This is a genomic window from Bacillus sp. NPDC093026 (genome assembly GCF_044754665.1).
GTDB classification, from domain to species: Bacteria; Bacillota; Bacilli; order Bacillales; family Bacillaceae; genus Bacillus; species Bacillus maqinnsis.
Map to the genome: position 1 here is coordinate 16868 of NZ_JBIVPN010000008.1, position 19323 is coordinate 36190.

Annotated in this window: 17 protein-coding genes and 3 pseudogenes; 9 read left to right on the forward strand and 11 right to left on the reverse strand. The window is 38.5% G+C overall.

Annotated elements, in window-relative coordinates; genetic code table 11:
- Positions 1 to 331: 331 nt before the first annotated feature.
- Positions 332 to 859: an SMI1/KNR4 family protein gene (locus ACIQCE_RS14395; protein ID WP_400495591.1), complete on the reverse strand. Its 528-nt coding sequence runs from the start codon at positions 857 to 859 to the stop codon at positions 332 to 334.
- A gap of 260 nt (positions 860 to 1119) precedes the next feature.
- On the opposite strand from ACIQCE_RS14395, the gene ACIQCE_RS14400 reads away from it, so the two are divergent.
- Positions 1120 to 1536, forward strand: coding sequence for a hypothetical protein (locus tag ACIQCE_RS14400; RefSeq protein WP_353853696.1), 417 nt, complete (start codon positions 1120 to 1122; stop codon positions 1534 to 1536).
- A gap of 57 nt (positions 1537 to 1593) precedes the next feature.
- On the opposite strand, the pseudogene ACIQCE_RS14405 reads toward ACIQCE_RS14400, so the two are convergent.
- Together ACIQCE_RS14405 and ACIQCE_RS14410 are read right to left on the reverse strand one after the other, a co-directional pair.
- A pseudogene (locus ACIQCE_RS14405) lies at positions 1594 to 1918 on the reverse strand (DUF4064 domain-containing protein).
- Between the two features lie 36 nt (positions 1919 to 1954).
- Positions 1955 to 2422: a hypothetical protein gene (locus ACIQCE_RS14410; protein WP_400495592.1), complete on the reverse strand. Its 468-nt coding sequence runs from the start codon at positions 2420 to 2422 to the stop codon at positions 1955 to 1957.
- A 207-nt stretch (positions 2423 to 2629) separates the two neighbouring features.
- On the opposite strand from ACIQCE_RS14410, the gene ACIQCE_RS14415 reads away from it, so the two are divergent.
- Both ACIQCE_RS14415 and ACIQCE_RS14420 read left to right on the forward strand, forming a co-directional pair.
- Positions 2630 to 2998: a septal ring lytic transglycosylase RlpA family protein gene (locus tag ACIQCE_RS14415; protein ID WP_353853694.1), complete on the forward strand. Its 369-nt coding sequence runs from the start codon at positions 2630 to 2632 to the stop codon at positions 2996 to 2998.
- A 68-nt stretch (positions 2999 to 3066) separates the two neighbouring features.
- Positions 3067 to 4119, forward strand: a complete 1053-nt coding sequence (locus tag ACIQCE_RS14420; RefSeq protein WP_400495593.1) for a hypothetical protein — start codon at positions 3067 to 3069, stop codon at positions 4117 to 4119.
- A 220-nt stretch (positions 4120 to 4339) separates the two neighbouring features.
- On the opposite strand, the gene ACIQCE_RS14425 is transcribed toward ACIQCE_RS14420, so the two are convergent.
- The 3 genes from ACIQCE_RS14425 to gabP all read right to left on the reverse strand — a co-directional run bounded on the left by ACIQCE_RS14425 (position 4340) and on the right by gabP (position 8206).
- The gene (locus ACIQCE_RS14425; RefSeq protein ID WP_400495594.1) at positions 4340 to 4714 is read right to left on the reverse strand and encodes a carboxymuconolactone decarboxylase family protein; all 375 of its coding nucleotides are present in this window, start codon (positions 4712 to 4714) and stop codon (positions 4340 to 4342) included.
- Positions 4715 to 5186: 472 nt separating this feature from the next.
- On the reverse strand, positions 5187 to 6719 hold the full coding sequence (locus ACIQCE_RS14430) for a multicopper oxidase family protein (protein ID WP_400495595.1): 1533 nt from the start codon (positions 6717 to 6719) through the stop codon (positions 5187 to 5189).
- Positions 6720 to 6817: 98 nt separating this feature from the next.
- On the reverse strand, positions 6818 to 8206 hold the full coding sequence (gene gabP / locus ACIQCE_RS14435; RefSeq protein WP_400495596.1) for a GABA permease: 1389 nt from the start codon (positions 8204 to 8206) through the stop codon (positions 6818 to 6820).
- Positions 8207 to 8689: 483 nt separating this feature from the next.
- Here gabP and ACIQCE_RS14440 point away from each other — a divergent pair, with 483 nt between their 5' ends.
- The 5 genes from ACIQCE_RS14440 to guaA all read left to right on the forward strand — a co-directional run bounded on the left by ACIQCE_RS14440 (position 8690) and on the right by guaA (position 15787).
- Positions 8690 to 9589, forward strand: coding sequence for a cation diffusion facilitator family transporter (locus tag ACIQCE_RS14440; RefSeq protein ID WP_400495597.1), 900 nt, complete (start codon positions 8690 to 8692; stop codon positions 9587 to 9589).
- Positions 9590 to 9696: 107 nt separating this feature from the next.
- The gene (locus ACIQCE_RS14445; protein WP_400495598.1) at positions 9697 to 10659 is read left to right on the forward strand and encodes an AAA family ATPase; all 963 of its coding nucleotides are present in this window, start codon (positions 9697 to 9699) and stop codon (positions 10657 to 10659) included.
- A 227-nt stretch (positions 10660 to 10886) separates the two neighbouring features.
- Complete coding sequence (locus ACIQCE_RS14450; protein WP_400495599.1) at positions 10887 to 11846, forward strand: DUF58 domain-containing protein; 960 nt, start codon at positions 10887 to 10889, stop codon at positions 11844 to 11846.
- A 9-nt stretch (positions 11847 to 11855) separates the two neighbouring features.
- On the forward strand, positions 11856 to 14060 hold the full coding sequence (locus ACIQCE_RS14455) for a transglutaminase TgpA family protein (RefSeq protein ID WP_400495600.1): 2205 nt from the start codon (positions 11856 to 11858) through the stop codon (positions 14058 to 14060).
- Between the two features lie 185 nt (positions 14061 to 14245).
- On the forward strand, positions 14246 to 15787 hold the full coding sequence (gene guaA / locus ACIQCE_RS14460) for a glutamine-hydrolyzing GMP synthase (RefSeq protein WP_400495601.1): 1542 nt from the start codon (positions 14246 to 14248) through the stop codon (positions 15785 to 15787).
- Between the two features lie 265 nt (positions 15788 to 16052).
- On the opposite strand, the gene ACIQCE_RS14465 is transcribed toward guaA, so the two are convergent.
- The 3 genes and pseudogenes from ACIQCE_RS14465 to ACIQCE_RS14475 form a co-directional block, all read right to left on the reverse strand.
- Complete coding sequence (locus ACIQCE_RS14465; RefSeq protein ID WP_400495602.1) at positions 16053 to 16328, reverse strand: hypothetical protein; 276 nt, start codon at positions 16326 to 16328, stop codon at positions 16053 to 16055.
- Complete coding sequence (locus ACIQCE_RS14470; protein WP_400495699.1) at positions 16328 to 16486, reverse strand: hypothetical protein; 159 nt, start codon at positions 16484 to 16486, stop codon at positions 16328 to 16330. The genes ACIQCE_RS14465 and ACIQCE_RS14470 overlap by 1 nt, the downstream gene beginning before the upstream one ends.
- Positions 16487 to 16576: 90 nt before the next feature.
- A pseudogene (locus ACIQCE_RS14475) lies at positions 16577 to 16663 on the reverse strand (AraC family transcriptional regulator); the annotation flags it as partial.
- 273 nt (positions 16664 to 16936) lie between these two features.
- Here ACIQCE_RS14475 and ACIQCE_RS14480 point away from each other — a divergent pair.
- Positions 16937 to 17101, forward strand: a pseudogene (locus ACIQCE_RS14480) (glutamine-hydrolyzing GMP synthase); the annotation flags it as partial.
- Positions 17102 to 17515: 414 nt separating this feature from the next.
- Here ACIQCE_RS14480 and cyoE read toward each other — a convergent pair.
- The gene (gene cyoE / locus ACIQCE_RS14485; RefSeq protein ID WP_400495603.1) at positions 17516 to 18433 is read right to left on the reverse strand and encodes a heme o synthase; all 918 of its coding nucleotides are present in this window, start codon (positions 18431 to 18433) and stop codon (positions 17516 to 17518) included.
- Positions 18434 to 18629: 196 nt separating this feature from the next.
- Entirely contained in the window at positions 18630 to 19322 is a 693-nt protein-coding gene (locus ACIQCE_RS14490) for a thioesterase II family protein (protein ID WP_400495694.1), read from the reverse strand.
- Position 19323: the final 1 nt, after the last annotated feature.

The following is a 19323-nucleotide window of genomic DNA, read 5'->3' on the forward strand; positions in this document are numbered from 1 at the left end:
TTCCATAATTTGAAGTGAAATGGTAAAATCATTAAATAAAAATCCTGTTAATTGTGGCAAGACTGTGAAGCGTTCCCTATTTAAACCGTCATTCTCTTTATCTCATTCCAATTTCTATTCAAGATATTAAATTTTTAACAGCTTTCTGATATAGATTGTTCGTCTTTGCCCGTTTTTCTTTTTAAATCATTCATTGTTGGGTTTCGTTTAAGTCAGCTAGGTGAGTGGGAGGACTTTTTCAATATACTTCATCCATACTTTAAAAATAAAAAAGATTGTAGAAAAACAAGAGTTTCTCTACAATCTAATAGACTCCAATCGGGTCTCTTTTTTAAATATTTTCGTAGTAACCCTTGACATCTCGATTTATTTCCCAATATTTAACGCCATTTGAGATTAGCAAACGGTCAAACCATATTTCAAAATTCGATCCTAAGTTCTCGGCTTCTTCAAATGGATCTATTGAATCTAAAAAGAACATGTAATCTAATCCATTGCTATACCTTTTTGTATCAATTACATATCGTCCATCATAATGATAACCAATTAATATACACTCTTCAGGAAGATCTTGAACCTCATTATATTTGATGACATCGCTTGTACTAAGGACTTCAATGCCATCAATTATGTTGATTCCATTGTGTAATCTAAGAAATGCCTTATAATCATTTGGAAGTTTAACCTTAAAGACATTTTCTAAATATGCAATTTCCTCCTCGGTTGCTGGATCATTAAAAAGATAATAGGGGTCTTCAAAAACGAAACCACCAGGCTGTAGCAATGGAAATGTCCCATGACTGTCAAGGATACTTTTTAATCCCTTAAGTGTCTGTTTAATCAATTCGCCCTCTCTCATATCTTCCACTCCCCTCATATCATTGTTACATCTATTATATACATTTTCTTCAAAAATGGATTTTAATTTAAAAATTGGATGAAACGCAGATATGCACTTAGTATTCTATATTTGGTAATTTATAGGTGTATTTTGTGGTTGTTGAAGAGTCATTCATTAAACAGTTAACTTAAAATTACATAAAATCCACTTATGATCTCTTAAAACCAACTTGAATTTCCTTATAATAGAATGATGATAAGGGAATGGGAGTGAATGAGATGGATGATACATTAGTCAAGACGGTTAAAAGAGAGGGTCATCATGAATTCTTGTTTATCAATATATCTTCAAAAACAATTGGGGCTCTTTCAAAGGAATCAGCAGAGCACATTCTAAAAATAAGGGATACTGATTATATTCATCAACTTATGTATGTACCTATTGAAAATGACGATGATCTCAAGTGGTTCATCCAATCTTTGCATAAGGCAATAATAAAGGAAAATGACTTTAGTGTTGTTCTTGAATTAGCTGACCTACTTTATTTCTTTGTTGTTCCATTTTATAAAGAAAAGTTCAAGAGCCATGAGGGTTTGTCACAGTTGATGAACGATATGATCTTTTTCTTGGAGCTTTGGAAAGATCAAGAGATAATAGAGCTAGTTGATGCCATTCAATATGATTACAAAAAGTAGATCAAAAAGCTTGTAGAGGTGTTCTACAAGCTTTTTGATGCTATTTAGAGTGGCTGTTTAAGCAGGTTCTTTTCTAAATACGCCCATGCACCCTGCGATGATGATTAATACATCTGGAATAATATAGAAATAGAAATGATTCCACCAACAGCAGATACTAATAATAAAATTTCGCCAAGCTTTGCTTTTTTCTTTACCACTACAGATGCAACGATAGCAAGAATAGAGAAGAGCATTGCTGACCAGCCTAAGCCAGAGATTTGACTTGTACCGGATTCACTGAAAGCTGCGTCGATTCCTCCGAAGGCAAGGGCAAACATTGCGCTGAAAAATCCAAAAATACCTCCAATGAAGCCTAAAACAATTCTGTCGTTTTTTTCATGATGTTAATAGTTCCATAAAGAATTTTCTCGCCCAATTATTCCGCCCTGTCCCACGTAATCTTTGTTTCACTTGTTGACTTTTCACCTTTAGCCAGCAGTTTTCCGTTATCTTGTTTCACTGTGATATGCAGGTCATAAAATGAGTAGAGTGCACCAAGGCTGTCATTTTCAGGTTTGTGCAGGTTGTTTTCTTTCTCAGTGGCTGCGCCAATGGCTAATGTTTTGGCAAAGTTTAAGCCGATAACTTCAGCGTAATCACTATTTGTGTCAGATGAAGCGGTGACTGTTAAAGAAATGACTTTCTTCTTTTTATCAATTGTCACGGAGGTGTCTTTTACGAGCTTTGATTGCTTCATGATCTCTTTTGTTTCGTTTTGAATTCGCTCACTGATATTTGGAAGTGCAACGGATGTTGATTTTTGTTCTTTTGTCGTATTTGAACAAGCTGCTAGAATGGAGAGACTTACAGCTAGGCTCATGAAAACAAGTAGGCTTTTTCTCACGTTCTTTCTCCTTTTTCTGTCGAGGTATGTATACCTATGTTATCACGAAATCATTCTTTCAATAAATGAGAAGTGTTAAAAAGCTGTGAAGCAACCATTTCGGTTATAAAGTGGTCAACTTGTATCTGAATTGTAATGTGACTGTAAAACAACTGGGTTCAACTTCATGTATAATAAGTGCAGAAATCAAATACGGAGGATTTTTTAATGAACAAAAAGCTTATCACGATAATCGTAACTGTAGCTAGTTTATTTTTAGCGTTTAGTTTCTCAAATGGAGCGAGTGCTAAAAAAGTTAGTGGTAATATTACTTGGTATAATGGTGTAGGTAAAAAAGGTGCAGATGGAAAAAAACTTGGTCATTGGGATGCAGCAACAAAAATGGGATTTGACGTACCGAAGAAAGGTACAAAACTGAAAGTGACAACAAAAGCGAAACCACATAAAGTGATTACAGTATATAAATATGATGTAGGAAGAATGCCAAACGCTATATTAGATGTTAGTCCAAAGGCATTCAAAGCACTTGGGTATTCAACTAGCAAAGGTGTTGTAAAAGGACATTACACTTATTAATACATAGGCAGGGGGAGAAGCGGGAAAAGTCTATTTTCTGGCTTCTTTTCTTGTAGAGAGGGTCTGAAATGAAAATGAAGAAATCAACATGGTGGATCATCACGGTGATTGGGGTCGCAGCCATTGCGGTCATTTTTTTCTTGCTAAAACCGCATCATGGGACGGAAAATGCAGGGAAAGTCAAAACGAATCAAGAGGCGAAAGACGAGCTGCTTGTATCATTTACGGATCAGCAGTTAAACAACACATATTATCTTCATGATCGTGCGTTGAATACAGAGAAACTCACAGCGTATCCGTCTATTGCCTATGATTCAACCAAACAGCTTTTATACTATACGTATACGGATGAAGAGACACAAAAAGTCAGTATTCAAGAGTTAAATGTGAAGACAGGTAAAAAAAGAACACTGTACACAAGTGAAGATTCAATTGACAGCATGAGACTGTCAGGTGATGGGAAACAATTATATATTCGGTATAATAAAGATTCTGGTGAACAATTTTATGTGGCAGTATTTGATTTGAAAAAGAAACAGGTGAAGCTCGTTTATCCTGAAAAAAGCAATGATGATACTGTAAGTTCGTTTGCATATGATCCAACATCGAACATGCTAGCAATTCAGCATTATTCATTAAAAGAAGATTATCAAAAGACAGATGAAGCCAATGAAAAAGGAATAAACCCTGAACCAACAACCATGAAAATCACGCTGAAAGAAGATGGAAAGCGAAAACGTATTGCGAAAATCTCGCAAACGATCAATGATATTTCATTTTCACCAGATCATAAGAAATTGATCTACACGGAAACGAAAATTCGGAATGAACAAGAAGTGTCATCTATCAAAGTGCTTGATGTAGCAACGGGGAAAACGAGTACACTTGTTAAAAGTAACCGAGATTTCCATATTTTAAGTGCTGCACAGCCGCAATTTTCTTCGGATGGTGAGTCTGTTTATTTCTTAGGCGTTGCTAAGAACGCAAAGGAGTTAAAGGATGATACCGGACGAAAGGCGAAGGTCAGAACCATTTATGAATATGATCTTAAGAAGAAAAAGGTAGAAACCGCTTGGGAGAAGAATGGCGGGATTATTAATAATTTCACGGTTAATCGCTAAATCAATCGTTCAGTTATTTGACATAACTGAACGTTTTTTTATTTTGTTATATGGTTTGCAAGCGAAAAGTATTGAATGAATGATTCGATTCATCTATTTGGTGAAAAAATGAATGGTATTTTCACGTTTTCACGTTGTGACAATGTATGAGAAAGGATGTAAAATGAGTTGAAGAAAAAAAGGCAAAGAAAAAACGAGAGGACATCTCGTTTTCTACAATTTATTTGGTGTGTTTGTCTAGTAAGTTTTGAAAAACAAATAGCGCATGAATGGAATGGGGAAAACCAGCGACCTTTGTACAATGTTTAATGATCTCCATGACCTCTATGACAGAAAGTCCTGTATGTAATGCTTGTTGAAAATGAGCTTTTAATTCTTCTTCACATTCGCCCTTTGTGATGAGGGCAGATAATGTGCTGATGGCTTTCTGTTTTTCATCTAATATGAAGTGGTTGAATTCTTTTTGTTCACCGAGTTCAATTGATAGTTGTTCAATGTTTGAGCGGATGCTCTCGTCGTCATGAATTGAAAGCTTCTCCATTTTACCTACCGCTGCTTCTTGTTTGACCAGGCAAGTCTCTTTTTCCTCATTCAAATGGAACTCCTCCGTTTTTTATCGAAATTTTCCTTTTGTTCGATAGCCTTTTTTATATGTGATGGGTATATAGTAGTATTATCGGTATGCTGCGTCAACTTTTAAAGTATTGCTCAACAAGGAAACTGATCATCGGTAAGTTGCTGATCTAGATTGTTGACAAAGAGCTAAAATGGTTTTATTTTAGCCCTTTCCCTTTGTCATCTTTTCAGATCAGCGTGAATTGAGAACCCCCTTGAAGTTTAGGAAGCTCATTTGTTGAATCGAAATGATTCCCTCTCATGAAGGATCTTGATTGTGAGCGGCATATATTGATGCCATCAATGTCAATACTTGATAAGAAGAAACCTTCCTTTATCCATTTTTTAGCATAGGCTCTTCTTTTGTTTAAATCGCTAAATTATTCATTTTTGTTTACAACCTTTCCGTCCATACAAGATTTCATGCATGTGATGGAAAAATGGTTTTACTTTTACTGAATGATGTCCATAGGCCGCATCATGTCATAATCTTCATGCTCTAAAATATGACAATGCCACACATACCTTCCACTGTATGGAACAAATCGAGCCATGATTCTAATCACTTCACCTGCATGCGCTTGAATGGTGTCCTTATAGCCTTGTTCATGCAAAGGAGGGGCTTCATTCGGTCCTGTATACACAATTTCTCCAGTCGATTCATAGATGGCTGTATCAAAAGGTCTTCGGTCAATGACTCTAAATTGAACTAGATGTAAATGAATAGGGTGTGTGCCCCTTGTTGGATTGACGATTGACCAAACTTCTACACTGCCAAATCTAGGATTTTCTGTGACGGGGTTACTCCAAAATTGATTATCTAATAATAAAATAGGGCGGCCATATTTATCCTGAGTTCCGCTAAGTGTCAAAGTGCGCTCATTATCAGCACGACTCGGTCGGAGCGGCGGTAGTGGCTTGAAAATAGGCCGTAATGTTTTAGGTGCTCTTCCTTTAAGCTTACGTGTGACTTTGAATTGCATAATATTGGCATCTGTTTCAGGGTTTATATCCTGTCCGCAGCCGGCTTTATTTTTTAAAGTGATCGTTTGGTTTTGGTAAGCTGAAAAGTCGATGATGACATCGAAGCGTTCAGCAGGTGCAATGCTAAAGGATTGGTGATGAACAGGTCTTGGTAAAAAGCCGCCATCTGATCCGATTTGCAAGATGGTTGCACCATTGTCTAGATGAAGCTCGTATATTCTTGTGTTGGAGGCATTTAAAATGCGAAAACGGTATTTTCTAGGTTCTACTTCTAAATAAGGCCATACTTTTCCATTAACCAAAATCGTCTCACCACAAAAGAAGGGCACGATTGAAGGGTTTGGAATGTCACTATCTTCCGGAATGTTATTCGGTCTGCTTGGGTAAAAAAGAGCACCATCCTCCTGAAACGTACGATCCATGATCATTAAAGGAATATCATAATCATTTTTCGGTAAGTCTAATGATTTTTCAAAGTCATCTGAAATCAAATAAAATCCGGCTAAACCTGCGTATACATTTAATCGTGTTAATGCCATCGCATGATCGTGATACCATAATGTACATGCTTGCTGCTTATTCGGATATTCGTAAATCTGTCTCTCAAAGAAAGGACCAGTTGCCTCAAAATCTCGAGAGAACCAAGCCTCTGGATATCCGTCACTGCTCGCTGGTGTCACACCGCCATGCAGATGAACGACTGTTTTCACTTCTGGTTCATCATGATGACCGGAGTGAATGGTGTGATCGACTGGCAAAAAGTGTTTGAGCGGCAGTTTGTTCATCCATTTCACTTTCACCTTTTCATTTCGATTCGCTTTAATGGTTGGACCAGGCAAACTGCCATTATATGTCCAAAGTTTTGTTGGGGGGAGGTCTCTGTGGACTTTTAAGAACACCTCCTCCATTGAAATTTCATAATAAGTTTGCTTTGGGTTTTTTTTGACGGGCTTCGCTACTTCTGGAATGGGAAGCTCGTCAACAAATTTTTCTAGATTCATGGTTGCTAATCCTCACTTACATCCAATTTGATACATTATAAGTGCGGACTTTGAAATAGGTGAATAAAATAAAAAACCCGCTTTTCAGCGGGGAGGAATTAAGGATGTTTATTTTCAAGTGAAGCGTTTGCAGGCATTTTTTTATTCGGTTTAAAAATAAAATAAGCTGCTAGTACGCCAAAGGTAATGATACTGGTCAAAATAAGCTGCGGTCTCATAGAATCGATAAACAACATAGAAACCAAAATGATGCAAATGACAAGAATGGTAAAGTACGTGAGATATGGGAACAGCCACATTTTGATTTTTAATTGTTCTGGATTTTCTTTTTCCATTTGACGCCGCATTCTTAATTGAGAAATGGCAATGACCAAGTATACAAGTAATGCAATAGCTCCGGATGCGTTCACTAAGAACAAAAAGATCGTTTCAGGATAAAAGTAGTTCATCATGACGGCAATGTATGAAAAGAAAGTCCCTGCGACTGTAGCCGCTACAGGAACACCACGTTTGTTAATTTTCATAAAGCGTTTCGGTGCTTCGCCTCTCTCGGCTAATGAATACAGCATTCTTGACGTTGTATACAACCCTGAATTTAAACAAGAAAGAACAGCGGTTAAAACAATGACATTCATAATCTGTGCTGCTGATGGAACGCCGATGTATTCTAAAACAGCGACGAAGGGGCTTTTTAAAATATTCGCTGAGTTCCATGGGAGCAGGGTGACAACGACCGCGATAGATCCAACATAGAACACAATAATACGCCATACAACGGAACGAGTGGCTGTGGTGACAGATTTGACTGGGTCTGCTGATTCGCCGGCAGCAATCGCAACAATCTCAGTCCCCATGAAGGAAAAGATCACGACGACGATTCCAAGTAAAACAGAGCCAAATCCGTTTGGCAGGAAACCGCCATTGCTTGTTAGATTTTGCAAGCCTGCTGTATGATGTCCGGCAAAACCAAAGATAAATGCAAAACCGATCAGTAAAAATAGAACAATGCTCACAACTTTAATTAAAGAAAACCAATATTCAAATTCTCCAAAAGATTTTACAGAAAAGATATTTGTTAATGTTAAGAGGATCGTGAGAATAAGACTTGTGAGCCAGACGGGTGCATCTCCATACCAATATTGAATAATGGCGGCACCGGCAATAGCCTCGATGGCGATCACAATGACCCAGAAGAACCAATAAAGCCAGCCGATGGTAAAACCGGCCCATGGACCAATGGCATCACTCGCATATTGAGAGAATGAACCGCTTGTAGGATAGGCGCACGCCATTTCTCCAAGCATTCTCATAATAAAAATCACTAGGAGCCCAGCAAATGAATAGGAAAGAATAGATCCTGGGCCTGCTGAATGAATGACAGCGCCACTTCCAATAAATAGCCCTGCTCCGATGACCCCTGCAATGGAGATCATTGAAATATGTCTTGTCTTAAGATTTTTTTGAAGACCGTTTGTCATGTTGGACATAGCTTTACCTCCAAACATTTCTCTTAAATAGAGAATTTGTTTTTAGAATATTTTAAATTTTATCATACTGAATTACCATTCAGCATTGGACAGCTTATCAAACTGACATTTCAAACCTCTTAACATGATGTTAAAAAATATAAAGGATTTGAGAGATTATGTTCCCTCTTTCTTCTCAGACTCATTCATAAAAATAGCATAAGAAAGAAGAAACAAAAGTTGTGTCCTAAAATAAAAATATTCTGATAATATATCCAGAGAGCAGATTTGCTTGAATATCTGTTTTCAAGTAAATGGCGAAAATGCTGATAGGAGAAGGTCTTGAGGTCAATTGACCATATAAAAATAAGTTTACATCGGTCAACACATTTCTATTTATCCTATTTTGCTGACGCAAGCGAATCATGTTGCTGTAGACCCACACGGGCTTTACTTTGTAAGATAAATGATAGAAAAGATATGTGTGAGGAGGCGCTGTTCGATATGGAGCGCTATAACGAATTAAAACAAGGCGAAACAGGTGCTTGGGTGAGTATCATTGCCTATGTGATGTTATCTGCAGTTAAACTGATCATTGGTTATGTTTTTCATTCTGAAGCCCTTTCGGCAGATGGATTCAATAATACGACAGATATTATTGCATCACTTGCTGTGTTAATTGGGCTGCGGATTTCTCAGAAGCCGCCTGATGAAGATCATCCATATGGTCATTTTAGAGCTGAAAATATTGCATCACTTGTTGCATCATTTATCATGATGCTTGTTGGACTCCAGGTTCTGGTAAGTGCAGGTCAGTCACTTTTCTCATCAGAGCATCAAACACCTGATATGATCGCTGCTTGGACGGCAGCAGGGAGTGCCGTTGTGATGTATGGTGTATATATATACAATCGCAAATTGTCCAAGCGGATCAATAGCCAGGCTCTTTATGCGGCTGCTGCTGATAATAAATCAGATGCTTATGTGAGTATCGGAACATTTGTGGGGATCATTGCTTCCCAATTCCATTTGGCATGGATTGATACGCTTGCTGCGTTTGTCATTGGCTTAATGATTTGTAAAACGGCGTGGGACATTTTTAGAGATGCGTCTCATTCGTTAACTGATGGTTTTCATCTTAAAGATATGTCGAAGTATAAAGAGACAATTGAGTCGACTCCAGGTGTCGGTGATCTAAAAGATATTAAAGCCCGTTATCTTGGGAGTACGGTACATGTCGACGTTGTTGTTGAGGTAGAGCCACACTTGAATATTTCAGAGAGCCACGATATTGCCGATGAGATTGAACGTAGAATGAAGAAAGAACATGATATTTTACACTCTCACGTTCATATGGAGCCAGCGAGTGCGCCGGAAGAAACAAAGAAGTCTTTTCCATCGTGAGAAGGCTTCTTTTCGTCTATCACGCGTTGATGTTTTATGCAAGTGCTCGTTGTATGGTAAAGTTAGACTATATGAAAAATTGGGGGAAACGTGATAGGAGGTTCAGGATGGCATTTGATGTACCGATGCATTCAGATTTACAGAGAATTGTAGATAACATCAATAAAGTCATGGTTGGGAAAAAGGACATTACAGTTTTAAGCCTTGTTGCCATTTTGGCAAAAGGGCATGTGTTATTAGAGGATGTGCCTGGCGTAGGCAAGACGATGATGGTTCGTGCTTTGGCAAAATCAATCGGCTGTGATTTTAAGCGAATCCAATTCACACCTGATCTTTTGCCTTCAGATATAACAGGTGTTTCTATTTATAACAAAAAGACAAATGAGTTTGAGTTCCGCCAAGGTCCGATTATGGGACAGATCATTTTGGCTGATGAGATTAATCGGACATCTCCTAAAACGCAGTCAGCTTTGCTTGAAGCGATGGAAGAAGGCAGTGTCACTGTAGATGGTGAAACGATGCCACTTGCTAATCCTTTTTTTGTGATGGCGACGCAAAATCCTGTGGAATATGAAGGAACATACCCACTGCCAGAAGCCCAAATGGACAGGTTTTTATTCAAGCTACAGATGGGGTATCCGACCATGCTAGAAGAGCTAGAAGTATTGAATTTGCAGGAAAAACAATCCCCAATTGACACGCTTCAAGCTGTCATGACGAAGGAACATATCCATGCACTGCAACAAGCGGTTCAAGCGGTTCATGTGGATACATCCATTAAAGAATATATTGTAGAAATTGTCCAAACTACACGAAACCACCCATCTGTGTATTTAGGGGTTAGCCCAAGGGGATCTATTGCACTCATGAAGGCGGCTCAAGCATATGCGCTGCTGAATCAGCGTGATTATGTGATTCCAGATGATGTGCAGTATTTGGCTCGATATGCTCTTCCGCATCGAATGATTTTAACATCGGAAGCTACTTATGAAGGGAAGAAGGCGGAGACGCTACTTCAACATATGCTTGAGCATATTGGGGTACCAGTTCAAAAGTCGATGAGTCAATGAGGTTACGTGATCGCCTTCCTGTTTCATTATGGTTACGCGTTTTCATGCTCATCACCCTCACTGGCGCATCCTTTTGTTATGCTATGTTTCAGGGCAGTTTTGTAAGTTGGTTCCTTTTTTATGCATTTCTACCATATGCTTTGTATGCGTTGCTTTTTGCAAGCCTCCCACTTCATGTGACAGCAGAAAGAACATGTCATCACACCCGATTAAGAGCAGGGGATGTTTTGACCGTTGACCTTGTGCTGAAGCGAACAAATCCATTTCCGTACTTTTATGCCATTGTAGAGGATGATTCACCTGACACCTTCCATTTGCAGGAGCAGATCGAAATGAAACAAATGATGTTCCCATGGTTTCAGAAAACATGGCGTTTATCTTATCAATTGAATGATGTTACGCGGGGGGAGCATCATTTGACAGCGGTTAGAATTAGAACGGGAGATTTGTTTGGCTTTGTGGAAAAGGAAGTCATCATTCCGCTAGAAAAAAAGCTTCTTGTCTATCCGAAAATGTTCGATCTTTCTGTTGAATTTGCCGAATCATTTAGTGAAAGTGGTTCCAAAGCGGTGCACTCGTGGTTCAATGAGCCAACAAATGTGATGACGAGCGTTCGGGAATATCAGCAGGGGGATCGCTTTGCTTGGGTGGATTGGAAGACGACCGCCAGAAGAGGTCAGTTGATGACAAAGGAGTTTGAACAGAATCAGATGAAGGGGCTTGTGGTTTTTGTCGATTTCACCGATCAAGCCGTCTTTGAAACGGTTGTGTCTATTGCAGCATCTGTTCTCCAAACCGCAGTCAAAAGAGGTGTTCCTACAGGACTTGTTCCTCTTGTAGATCAGCCGCAGTTTAGAGTGGATCAAGGAGAGCCGCACTTACAGGACATGCTCTATTATTTAACAAGGGTGCAGCATCAGCCATCTCGATCTCCGGTGTATAAGCCGTTAGTAAGCAGTGAATATCAGCACACAGGCAAGTATGTGGTGACAGGCCATTTGCAGGAAGAGCTTGTCTCCAGCCTGCAAGGGAATCGAAGCAGAAAGAACATCACCGTTCTTTTAGTCAAAAGAACGATTGACCGATTGACGACAAAAGACAAACAGTTTGTAGATCGGCTGAAAGCTTCTGGGATCAAGATCACTGCTTTATTTGAGGACCGGTTACATGAAAGGACTGTGAGGTGACAAGCATTCATGTTTCATACTCATCAGCAGCAAAGGCGTTTTGAGTTGTTCATCTATTACTTTGTAGCGTTTCTGTTGCTTTGGGAGTGGCTTCGTCCGCTCCAAGACTTTACGGAGACGAGCCATACGTCTTATTTCATCATGTTTATTGCACTTATGTGTTTGTTTACTTTCTTCCGTCTAAAGTGGTTTGTGACGTTTCCTATTTGTATAGGACTCATTCTGCTTGCCTTGTATTTCATTTTTTATCAAACAGAGCCGAGCTATCCGGCAGCTCTGTTTGATGATATTAAGGATAATGTCACATTGATCAGATTAGGTATGTGGAGTGACATGTATCCATCATTCCGCACACTGCTGTTTTATATTTTGCTTTGGCTACTCGTCTATTTGCTTCATTATTGGGTGGTCTATCAGCAGCGGATTTTTTTCTTTTTACTCATGACCATCATCTATGTGACGATTCTTGATACATTCACGCCGTATGACGCAACCTTTGCGATTGTCAGAATTATGGTGTTTGGCTTTTGTTTGCTAGGTCTGCTGTATTTTGATCGATTGCGATCAGTTGAGCGTATCAGGATATCACAGAAAGAACGTCTAAAATGGTGTCTGCCTATGCTTACGCTTGTCCTCATATCGGCAACGCTCGGAGCTACTTTGCCAAAGTCTGATCCAAATTGGCCAGACCCGGTACCGTTTTTGAAAACAGTCACAAATCAAGATGGGGATGGCGGACAGAATAAGGTCGGGTATAGTGCAGATGATACTTCACTTGGCGGGCCGTTTCGCGAAGATCGCACGCCAGTATTTAAGTGGAGCGGAAAAGAGCCTTCCTATTTTCGTGTAGAAACTAAAAGTATTTACACAGGTAAGGGCTGGGAAGATGCTTCAAATGATACAAAGCCAGTTCGTTTGGAAGATAACAAGGTTCAAAATCAATGGTTTACGGAGCGTGTGAAAACAAAAGTACATGAAATGAGAGTGGATATTGAGAAGAACTACCAATTTAACCATGCACTATATCCGATCGGAACCACTTCACTGACCCCTTTGGATGAGATTCCTCTGAAAATGATGGGGAAAACGGAGAAAATTGTGCCGGCTGTTCAACATCCGCCCCAAAATTTAGGTAACTATCGAATCAGCTTTCAATCACCTACATTTATTCTTGAAGATTTACAGAAGATGAAAGTGCCGACAAAGCAGCAAGTGAATAGAGAGATTGGACGTGAATATTTACAGCTCCCATCATCATTGCCAGAACGTGTGAAAACATTGGCGTACAGCTTAACGGAAACAAAGAATCAAATGTATGACAAAGTAAAGGCGATTGAGGATTACTTAGGGTCTGATACATATTCATATGAAACGCAAAATGTGGCAGTACCTGGGCAAAATCAAGATTATGTGGATCAATTCTTATTTGATACGAAGATTGGATATTGTGATAATTTTTCCACCTCTATGATTGTGATGCTTCGCTCGGTCGGGATTCCTGCAAGGTGGGTAAAAGGGTATACATCGGGCCAGTTATTTGAGACGCAGATGGATGGTGACAATGTGTATGAAGTGACAAATAACAATGCGCATTCATGGGTGGAAGTCTACTTCCCAAAATTAGGCTGGGTAACCTTTGAACCGACGAAAGGATTTACAAACCCTGAAGAATTCACAAATGAATCTCACTTTAGCAATCAAAGAAAAGATCAAAAGGAAGAGGAAGATCAGCCAGAATCTAAAGCAAGGGAAAATCAACAGGCAGAACAGCCACAACAGAAGGGAACAAAGCAACCGGCTGAACCGAAAGAACAAACAACTCAAACCGAGCGCAGTGTGATGAATGTTGGTTCTATGTTGAGCTATATATTAGCCGGCATCATCCTTCTTGGGAACACTAGCTGGATTCTGTACCGATTTAGGGCGAGATGGCTGCCGTTTTTCATTGTACGAAAGGTGAAACGTCTTGCAGAGGATGAAGCCTTCTTCTATGCGTACGATGCCTTATTAAAGCAGCTCAAGCGCAAGGGAATGGAGAAAAAGCCTAGTATGACATTGCGAGAATTTGCCGCCTTTATTGATGGCAAATATGGAGATGACGAGATGACAGAGCTTACGCTGCTTTATGAGCGGGCTTTCTATCGAAAAGAAGATGCCTCGGCTCTTTGGCACCAATCCGCAAAGTTATGGGAAAATTTAATAAACAGGAGATAGTCTTGACCCCGTACCGTCCTGTTGTTAGAATAGGTGAATATTAAAACCTTCTACAATACATGAAATGAGGCGTTCGGATGTGAGTCTGGGCGCTTCAAAAGCGTGATTCCACATTGAGAGTAGGTTTTCTCCTCTCATTTTTTCTATGCGTTTATAAAAACTATATTGGACATAGAGGTGACACCATGACAAATTTAGTAAATGAAATGATTTTGGTACTTGATTTCGGCAGTCAGTACAACCAGTTGATTACGCGTCGTATTCGTGAATTTGGTGTGTACAGTGAGCTTCATCCACACACTTTAACAGCAGAAGAAATCAAAAAAATGGCGCCTAAAGGAATCATCCTTTCTGGCGGACCAAACAGCGTGTATGATGAAGGATCTTTCCGCTGTGATGAAAAGATTTTTGATCTAAACATTCCGGTTCTTGGGATTTGCTACGGTATGCAGCTGATGACTCACTATTTGGGCGGGAAAGTAGAAGCAGCGAGCCAGCGTGAATATGGGAAAGCGGATATTCACATTAACGATACGCCTGCTTTATTCAAAGACCTTCCAAATAAGCAAGTGGTTTGGATGAGCCATGGTGACCTTGTAGTAGAAGTGCCAGAAGGCTTTACGGTGGATGCTACAAGTGCCCATTGTCCAAATGCAGCGATAAGCTTAGCTGAGAAAAACTTCTATGGTGTCCAATTCCACCCAGAGGTTCGTCACTCAGAGTACGGAAATGATCTATTGAAAAACTTTGTCTTTGGTGTGTGTGATTGTGAAGGCAAATGGTCAATGGAGAATTTCATTGAAATCGAAATACAGAAAATCCGTGAAACAGTGGGCGACAAAAAAGTATTATGCGCACTAAGCGGCGGTGTTGATTCATCTGTTGTGGCTGTATTGATTCACAAAGCGATTGGTGATCAGCTGACATGTATTTTCGTTGATCATGGTCTACTTCGTAAAGGCGAAGCAGAAGGGGTCATGAAGACATTTAGCGAAGGTTTCAACATGAACGTCATTAAAGTAGATGCGAAAGATCGCTTCTTAAACAAGCTAAAAGGTGTTTCAGATCCTGAGCAAAAACGTAAAATCATCGGTAACGAATTCATTTATGTATTCGATGATGAATCGGACAAGCTAAAAGGAATCGACTACTTAGCACAAGGAACACTTTACACAGATATCATTGAAAGTGGAACAGCGACGGCACAAACGATCAAATCTCACCACAATGTAGGCGGTCTTCCAGAGGACATGCAATTTGAATTGATCGAGCCGCTCAATACACTCTTTAAGGATGAAGTGCGTGTACTAGGTTCAGAGCTTGGTATCCCTGACGAAATCGTTTGGAGACAGCCATTCCCAGGTCCAGGACTAGGCATCCGTGTATTAGGTGAAATTTCAGAAGAAAAACTGGAAATCGTCCGTGAATCTGATGCCATTCTTCGCGAAGAAATTGCGAACTTCGGCCTAGACCGCGACATCTGGCAATACTTCACGGTTCTCCCTGACATCCGTAGCGTAGGTGTCATGGGTGACGCAAGAACATATGACTACACAATCGGCATCCGTGCCGTCACGTCAATCGACGGAATGACAAGCGACTGGGCAAGAATCCCTTGGGACGTGCTTGAGAAGATCTCAACTCGTATCGTGAATGAAGTGAAGCATGTGAACCGTGTTGTTTATGATATTACGAGTAAGCCGCCTGCTACGATTGAATGGGAATAGGACAGTAACTTCATTTGAACTGGGAACGTTGATTGATAAGGGTGTAACCTTTTGAACATACAGTTCCCTACCAAAAAACCCTACCAGAAAAATGTTGGTAGGGTTTTTTATTTCTAATAAACTACTTTTGATTTAATGTGGGTATCCCCGTCATCTTCACCCAATAAAGTCCAAGGCCCAAAATATAGGTGAGTGAATTAACAGCGAACAATAAAATCGCACCAATCTTTTTCATGGCAATCAACCTCCTCCTAACTTCAGTCTGCTAGCCCTCAAAATTTAAATTGACTGGTGTCTCTTCTAAATCATCCACAGTGTTTTGTTCTGTCACTGGCACACTTTCATCTACAGTTTTAAAACTAAGTTCGTCCATCCAAATTTGACCTTGACCATGTAGTAATATGCCAAACGCAAGAATTTCACCTGAAGAATGGTCTATTCTCACCCATAACCCAGCTGAACCTTCCACATCTTCGCTTTTGACAAAAGCAGAAAATTGAAGGTGTTCTCCTCGGTAACGTTCAGACTTAATTTGCTGCATCAATGTCGCGAAACCTCGTGCGGATTTTTATTCTTTGATTTCAGGTAAGCCGAGTAAGTACCACTGTGTACAATTCTGTCACCCAAACCTGTTTCATAATCAGATGGTGTTTCCCCCGTCATAATCCAGCCAGTAGGTGTGTTCCTCTTTGCAGCCATATTCGTTTCCTCCTTATCAATTACATTCCTTAGTAATCTCCGATATCGTGCTGGTGACATGTCATATATCTTCTTAAAGGCTCTAGTGAAGGATTCCTGTGAACCAAAACGATACTGCAATGCGATATCAATCACCCTTTGGTCCGTATGAATTAAATCCTTCGCCGCTTGGGTCATTCGACGTTCCCGTATATAATCAACAACTGACTTCTTAATCACATACGGTGAAAGTGAAACCTAGAATAACCAGCGTGTTTCGCTATAGTTTGAAGCTGTAAATCATCTTTCAGATGTTGTTCAATATATTCAATGTTTCTTGAATCATTTTTTCATTTTCTTGATGGGACAACCGAGCACCTCCTTGCCTTACGAGTTTAGTATATCGGAAATGCTCTTTAGGTTACTTGACTTTTTATGCTATGTTGCAATGTTAAAATAGATCTTTCTGCTCTATGTTCAAAGCTAGATATTCCTGACGACATCGTCTTGAGACAGCCATTCTCAGGTCGGGACTAGGTATCCGTGTGTGTACTAGGTGAAATTCCTGAAGAACTAGACAACGTCCGTAAATCGGATGCAATTCTCCACGAAGAAATTGTCAAATTTGACCTTGATACATCTGGATACATTTCAAGGTATTTCTGAATATAAAGTAACTCCAGACAACTCCTCTTAGGAATCCTTTAGATTAGCGACATATTCCAATTTGATTCATCTAATGCAATTAGTGTCTGAAAATTCCCTAATAATAAAATCTGTGAAAACCTCTCTATTTATTAAGAGGTTTTATATTTTGAGGGAATGTCTCTAATAGAAACATTGAAATTAAATTCGTAGGTACCTTAGAAAGCCTATATTTAGAAGCTCTTAAGAAAAAATAAAACAACTTATTTTTAAAGATAAGTTGTTTATCAACACTTTATAAAGAGACATAAAGAGTAAAAGTTATTTTGGCTTGCCTATATTAGTTGTTTAAATAGGGTCAATCACTAGGTTATTGTGATAACATTAGGATTGTAAAAAAAGAGGTTATAGTTGGAAAATAGTACCCGCTAAAGAGTATATGATTACTGTTGTAAATAAAATAGTCATATGTAATAGAGAGTATATGAACATTGTTTTTGCCCATTGTTTTGAATCCATTTTTTTATAACCGTAAACGCTTAAAATTAACCAGGTAACATTTAGAAGGAGAGCTACCGAGGTAAGTCCAAAGCTTAAAGTCATAAAAAGAAAGCTCGACGCAATTAAAAAAATTAAATAAATATTAGTCTGTAAATATGTTCTTTTAACTCCTTTGATAACGGGAAGCATAGGAATTTTTGCCTCCTTGTACTCTTCATGTTTTCGTATAGCTATCGAGTAAAAATGTGGCATTTGCCAAATTATAGAGATTATAAAAAGTCCCATGATAGCAGGATGTCGGATATCTGGATATATAGAAGCCCATCCAATAAGAGGAGGCATAGCGCCAGAAATACTTCCGATTTCAGTATTATATATTGTTCTTCGCTTACTTACCATTGTATAGGGTACAATATATAAAAATAATCCTATAAACCCCAGAATAGCTGCTAGAGGAGTAGCTAAGGAAAGTATTAAAATTCCAAAAAAAGACATGAAAATTCCAAGCCATAAAACAGTTTTGGGTTTAATTTCTCCAGTAACGGTGGGTCTGTTTTTAGTTCGATTCATAATGGCATCAATATCACGATCATATAAGTTATTAAAAGATCCAGCTGCTCCTATGACCAAAGCAGATCCTATTAAAGAAAATAACATTTCAGGAATTTTTTCAATTAAACTAAAGTGATATGTATATATAGCCAATGTTAATCCAGCAAACATAGGAATTAAATTCGATTTAATAATACCAGATTTGATTGTCTTCCCTAATATATTGTTTAAGTTCTTTTTTTTTTCTATTTGTAAGTCTTCAGTTTGCATTATTCTCATCTTCCCTTTCTTTATACTATATTTAAATGTGTTTATCCTAATTGAAACGAAATAATGTATATTTAACATAGCCAGATATTATTACAAGGAAGGTAGAAAGTGAGTTAACCTAACCTATATCTGTCTTGAAATTATATTAATTTATTAAGAATAAATAAATTTTATTTATGATTATCATAGAATCTGTTTATAAATAAATGTTATGAATAATAATATCTTGTAATGTTTTTGTTTTTTTATGTAAAAAGAAGTGATTACCTGTTAATTTATAAAACTCAATATCTTTTTTACATAAATCACTCCATACCCTATTATATTCTTGAGTAAGAGTATCTTCAGTGCCCAAAATAATCGTCATATTACAATTAACTTTCTGTTTTTTATCTTCGTATTTATATTCTTCAACAATTTTGAAATCATTCTTTAATGTAGGGAGGAAGACATTTAATATATCCCTATGTGAAAGTAAGGTTTTTGATATACCCCCGAGTTTAATAACTTCTTCTAAAAATCTGTCATCATCTAAATGAGATATATTGGTTTCTTTCCTAAGCATAGGCGGATTTATTCCGCTTAAGAAAAGGTGTTTAGGGAGCTGTATATTAAATTTGCTAAGTTTATAAAACAATTCATAGGCTATATAACCACCCATGCTATGGCCGAATATTGCGTATGGGCTATTGCCTTGATCTTTTTTAATTATCCTGCATATGTCATCTATTGCTTCGTTAAAATTGGCATAATTAAATTCATTTAATCTTGTACCCCGACCTTTATACTCTAGGGGGATAAACTCAATATCGTGTATCTTTTTGATCCAATCTCTAAAAACGGTTTTAGAGGAGCCAGCATATCCTAAACAGAAGACTTTAATATTTATT

What these genes read in the sequence shown, in the direction of transcription:
- ACIQCE_RS14395 (WP_400495591.1), bottom strand. Translation starts at nt 859, where the DNA reads ATGAGAGAGGGCGAATTGATTAAACAGACACTTAAGGGATTAAAAAGT.
- ACIQCE_RS14400 (WP_353853696.1), top strand. Translation starts at nt 1,120, where the DNA reads ATGGATGATACATTAGTCAAGACGGTTAAAAGAGAGGGTCATCATGAA.
- ACIQCE_RS14415 (WP_353853694.1), top strand. Translation starts at nt 2,630, where the DNA reads ATGAACAAAAAGCTTATCACGATAATCGTAACTGTAGCTAGTTTATTT.
- ACIQCE_RS14420 (WP_400495593.1), top strand. Translation starts at nt 3,067, where the DNA reads ATGAAAATGAAGAAATCAACATGGTGGATCATCACGGTGATTGGGGTC.
- ACIQCE_RS14430 (WP_400495595.1), bottom strand. Translation starts at nt 6,719, where the DNA reads ATGAATCTAGAAAAATTTGTTGACGAGCTTCCCATTCCAGAAGTAGCG.
- gabP (WP_400495596.1), bottom strand. Translation starts at nt 8,206, where the DNA reads ATGTCCAACATGACAAACGGTCTTCAAAAAAATCTTAAGACAAGACAT.
- ACIQCE_RS14440 (WP_400495597.1), top strand. Translation starts at nt 8,690, where the DNA reads ATGGAGCGCTATAACGAATTAAAACAAGGCGAAACAGGTGCTTGGGTG.
- ACIQCE_RS14445 (WP_400495598.1), top strand. Translation starts at nt 9,697, where the DNA reads ATGGCATTTGATGTACCGATGCATTCAGATTTACAGAGAATTGTAGAT.
- ACIQCE_RS14455 (WP_400495600.1), top strand. Translation starts at nt 11,856, where the DNA reads ATGTTTCATACTCATCAGCAGCAAAGGCGTTTTGAGTTGTTCATCTAT.
- guaA (WP_400495601.1), top strand. Translation starts at nt 14,246, where the DNA reads ATGACAAATTTAGTAAATGAAATGATTTTGGTACTTGATTTCGGCAGT.
- ACIQCE_RS14465 (WP_400495602.1), bottom strand. Translation starts at nt 16,328, where the DNA reads ATGCAGCAAATTAAGTCTGAACGTTACCGAGGAGAACACCTTCAATTT.
- ACIQCE_RS14470 (WP_400495699.1), bottom strand. Translation starts at nt 16,486, where the DNA reads ATGGCTGCAAAGAGGAACACACCTACTGGCTGGATTATGACGGGGGAA.
- cyoE (WP_400495603.1), bottom strand. Translation starts at nt 18,433, where the DNA reads ATGCAAACTGAAGACTTACAAATAGAAAAAAAAAAGAACTTAAACAAT.